This window comes from Lacrimispora amygdalina, assembly GCF_003432035.1.
Taxonomy (GTDB): Bacteria; Bacillota; Clostridia; order Lachnospirales; family Lachnospiraceae; genus Lacrimispora; species Lacrimispora amygdalina.
Genome location: NZ_QOHO01000115.1, coordinates 1 through 4,742, shown reverse-complemented (window position 1 = coordinate 4,742; position 4,742 = coordinate 1). Strand labels below are relative to the sequence as shown.

Genomic DNA, 4,742 nt, shown 5'->3' with positions numbered 1-4,742 from the left:
AAGGTGCGAAACTTGAGATAGTTACATTATAACATGTAACGGAGAGAAAGATGGTTGTCGTTAGCCATCTTTTTTTCTTTTTTGATAAAAAATTTGGGGAGGGTGTGACTCGGTATGAGTCACACCCTCCCTCTCTTAGAACTGTCTATTTCCCGACAGCCCCCCCTGTTTTTTAACCTTCAAAAATGCTTTATGGCTCCATGCGAACCGTGATCTTGGACGGATACTGTCCACCATGGAAAACTGTATTATGTGCAACAACCGTTGTCTGGCTGTTGAAACCATCTTTTGTATTGCTGTTCGGGAATACAAAGTTCTTTGCACTGGAAGTGATGGTCACGCGAATACGATGTCCCTTCTTAAAGCAATTGGAGATCTTGGTGGTAAGGATCGTCAGCGGAACCACCTCGCCCGGATTTAAGAAGTCCGCATGATCAAATCCATTGCGGTATTTTGCGGATAAGATACCATCTGCCAGCTTGATGGAACGGCCATTTTCATCTATATCCGTCAATCGAACCATGAAATCTGTATCCGGTGCATCGGAAGAGATGTAGAGAGACACGGTTATATCGCCTGTGATTACCACATCCTTCTCAAGCGGAGCCGTGGAGTAACACAGCATATCCTGACGCTTCTCCTCCTCTGTGTAGTCCTCCGGAACCTCGATTTCATTTTCAGACATATCAATGATATGGGTTGACGGATTCTGAGGATCATAATCATAGCTGTCCTGGCCACCCTGCTCCGGCAGTTTAAAGGAAAGAACTCCATCACCGGAGGATGTGTTGGCATGACCGCAGCTGTCCAGATAAATCTCTGTTTCCAGAGTCTCCGGAATCGGCCAGTTGGAAGCTGCCTTCCATGTTTCCTGTCCGACGGTATAGTATTCAACCGGAGCTGTCTTATCAATTCCGTTGTCTACACCCTTCAGATGATGCTCGAACCACTGGAAATAGATGAAATCTAAGTCGAAACGCAGAGCCTCGTCACCAAATGACACTCCATGCATATCGTACTTACTGTTTCCGCTATGCTGCCACGGACCAAGTATTACTTTTCTCATGCCTTCCGGGAAATCATGCACCAGCTCCAGGGCCTCTGTCGTTCCCATTCCATTATCATCAAACCACCCAGACTGGATGAGAGCCGGAATCTGCGCATGCACAGAGCGCTCCTTCCAGTTGGAACGATGCCAGAATTCATCATAATCTAAATTTTCCAGCCATTTATCCAGGAATGGAACATGATATCCCAGTGCCTTTTCCGCAAGCTGATCTAACGGGCGAATGTTCAGTACCTCTTCCCAGTCATCCCGCTCCATCAGTTCCGGATGGAATTTTTTCTGAGAAACAGCAAATCCCCAGGCAAGCATTCCAGAGGTAAAGCAACCGCCTCTTCTCGGCAGATCCACAAATGCACTTCCTGCACATACGACGCTGATTAAAGCCTTCAGATGGGGATTACCGCTGGCTGCTGCTGCCCACTGTACATATCCCAGGTAGGAGCCGCCTACCATGCCGACACTGCCTGAAGACCAGGACTGATCTGCAATCCAGTTCAGAGTATCATCGCCATCTTCCACCTCAGAGTGGTTCGGAATCCATTCTCCTTCGCTGAGATTGCGACCCCGCACGTCTTGAACTACGACTGCATAGCCGCGTTGTATGTATCGATAGTAAACCTCACAGCCATCCTCTTTTCCGTATGGTGTACGAATCAATACCGCCGACACCTTCTCGTCCAGCCCAGCCGGCAGATAAACATCCGTTGACAGATGAATACCATCCCGCATAGGAACCGGAAAGCTTCCAAGATGACTGACTCCGTATATTTTCTCATCCGGCCAGGTATTTCTCCACATTTTAAGAACCGTTCTGTCCTCCTCGCCGTCCCGTACCAGCACCGTAACCATTTCCCTTGCCGGGCAGGACACTGCAAGCAGTTCTCCATTTTCTACCAGCTTGTTATTCGGGAATTTGATATCACGCTGCAGATACCAGGAATCCTTGCTGCTTGTATAGCGCTCTGCGCCTTCCGGCAGCTCTACGATAACTTCTCCGTTTCCTGCAAGCTTCTGTTCATAGCTATGAAGCTGATGTGAAAGCTTCAACAGGTCAATTTTTGTAAATGATTTATAAAAGGCATTGTCCTCTTCCGACAAAGTCTCCCACGGAAGCAGCTTAGCCGATGCAATATCCAGTTTTTGAATGGAGAGCGGCTGCGTATCAAAATCAAGTCCCGCATAAAGAATTCCCGATACATACAAATGATATAGTTTCATAACGATTCATCTCCCTACTCGCTGCTGTGCCCAGCAGCGTGATTTTTCTGTTATGCTCCGATGATGCCGCGAATAGCATAAGCAACTGCAATACCAAGATAGTTGCCCATCGCTCCGGCCAGAACGCCCATCAGAAGACCGGTTGTAATCATAGTTTTCCACTGTGCACTCGATGCAATCAGAGCAGCTGTCGGGCCGTCAGAAATACATGCCACAGCAGAAAGAAGAACATACTCAAATTTTACCTTCAGCAGTCTCGTTACGAGCAGATGCAGTACAATGCAGCTGACGATAACGCAGAAGCAGAATAAGGTAATATAGAAGGTAGATCCGAAGAACTGTTTCAGATCAACGGCGAATCCAATGGTGGTCAGGAATAACAGTGCCACAAAAAGTCCCAGGTCAAAGTTGCCGCGCAGTTTACGTACTGCCGGAATCTGTGCAATGATAATTGAGAAGGTTGTAATCAGAATAATACGTCCTGCACTGCGGAAGCCCGTTCCAAATACCATACCTGCAATGGTCGTAGCTGCCCATACGGTTCCGAAGCCGATTGCCAGCAGCCATGCGATCTCCTGAATGGACCATTCCTTGGATGCCATCAGTTCTTCATGATCTCCAGCGCCCTGCAGCTCTGCCTCTGTCATCTCATACGGCCACAGCTTTCTCAGCAGCTTTGAATTTTTGTAGATAGCCGGTGCCGCAAACATAAGAATCAGACTCGGAATACCGATTACATAGTCTGCTGCATTGGCAGCCGCAATGGTTCCTCTTGAAGCATCAAGTCCAACTGCAATTGCTGTCAGGTTGGAACTTCCTCCTGTATAGGTTCCGACAAACATTCCAGCAATCTTCCATCCCTCATCAATCTTGGATGCGAATAAAACACCAAACAGGAATGCCATCAGGCAGACACTTGCCGCTGCAGATACCAGTGAAATAATCGAGTTTCTGTTTAACAGTTTTTTCATCTGTCTCAGATCCAGACTCAGCAGACAGATAGAAACAGACAGCGGAACACAATAGCTGCTGAGTGCATCATAGGTTGGACTTGACACCGGTACAATTTTCAGGTTTGAAAGAATAATACCGGTAACAATAACCGTTAAAGCCGGCCCAAGTACCTTAAACACTTTAAAGCGTTGAAGCCAAAAGCCGACAGCTACCATAAGAAACATAACCAGAAGCTATGCGCTTTCTGATGAAAATAATGTTGTGCTTTCCATATATTTAGGTAATCCTTTCTAGTAAGAATCTCCGCGAGGCCTGGCGTATGACTTCGGTCAGCGCATCCCCGCGGAGCATTTATTATCCAAATTAGAAATCAAGATCCAGACCAAGACCCGGTTTCTGAGACAGTGTATATACACCGCCCTCAATGGTGAAGCCACCCGGCATACCCATCTCCGGATCCACAGCATACATAAAGCTGTCGCAATCTGCTTCTGTAATATTGCTCTTTGCAGCAACCAGGCTGACACCTGCTGCAATCGCAACCTTTGTCTCCAGCATACAACCAACCATACAATTTACATGATTTGCTTCTGCAATTGCATTGATCTTTTCTGCCGGATAGAGTCCGCCACACTTCATCAGCTTAATATTCAGAATATCTGCCGCATCCATCTTGCAGGCTCTTGCTGCATCAATCGGAGAGTGAATGGACTCATCCAGCATAATCTGCATATCAACCTTCTGGCGAAGGATCTTGGAACCGTCCATATCCCACCATGGCAGACACTGCTCTACTGCGTCAACACCGATTTTTTCGAATTCTTTCAGAACTCTTACCGCATCATTTACGGTATATCCCTGGTTTGCGTCCACACGCAGACGAATATCCGGTCCAACTGCTTCACGAATCAGAGTAAGTGCACGAATATCATCTGCTGGGTTAATTCCAGCTTTCACCTTCAGGATGCGGAATCCATCACGCTCAACACGCTCTTTTGCTTCCTGTGCCATCAGTTCCGGCTTATCAATACCGATTGTCATATCTGTCACGATCTGGTCACGGTATCCACCCAGTACCTTGTACAGCGGCTGGTTCATAACCTTGCCCTTCAGATCATACAGTGCAATATCGATTGCAGCCTTTGCTGAAGTATTGCCGGAAATCAGGCGATCCATCATCAGATGAATTCCCTCAATATTCATCGGGTCCATACCGATCAGACCCTGTTTAAACAATTTAAGAACTTCCAAAACGGTTGCACTGTTCTCTCCGGTAACCGGTTCAAACGGAGCTGCCTCTCCGATTCCATAGAGTCCCTCATCTGTCATAACTTTTACCAGAACATTCTCAGAATGATCCTGTACGGCAAATGCAATACGGAACGGCTTCTTCATCGGAATGTGAATCACTTCTACTTTTACGTCAGTAATTTTCATAATAATCTCCATTCCGCGCGCCTTCGGGCGCGGCACAAATAGTAATGAAAGATTTGCAAAACCTCTA

General features: G+C 46.9%; 3 protein-coding genes. All 3 read right to left on the bottom strand.

All coding sequences use genetic code 11. From position 1 onward, the window contains the following. Positions 1-190 precede the first annotated feature (190 nt). Positions 191-2,284: a CocE/NonD family hydrolase gene (locus tag DS742_RS27030; protein ID WP_117420012.1), complete on the bottom strand. Its 2,094-nt coding sequence runs from the start codon at positions 2,282-2,284 to the stop codon at positions 191-193. Between the two features lie 50 nt (positions 2,285-2,334). Further along, positions 2,335-3,453 (bottom strand): DUF819 family protein, encoded by a 1,119-nt coding sequence (locus DS742_RS27025; RefSeq protein ID WP_330590720.1) that lies wholly within the window; start codon positions 3,451-3,453, stop codon positions 2,335-2,337. Between the two features lie 148 nt (positions 3,454-3,601). Next, positions 3,602-4,742, bottom strand: a 1,141-nt coding sequence (locus DS742_RS27020; protein WP_341457709.1) for a mandelate racemase/muconate lactonizing enzyme family protein, incomplete at its 5' end; no start/stop codon positions are given.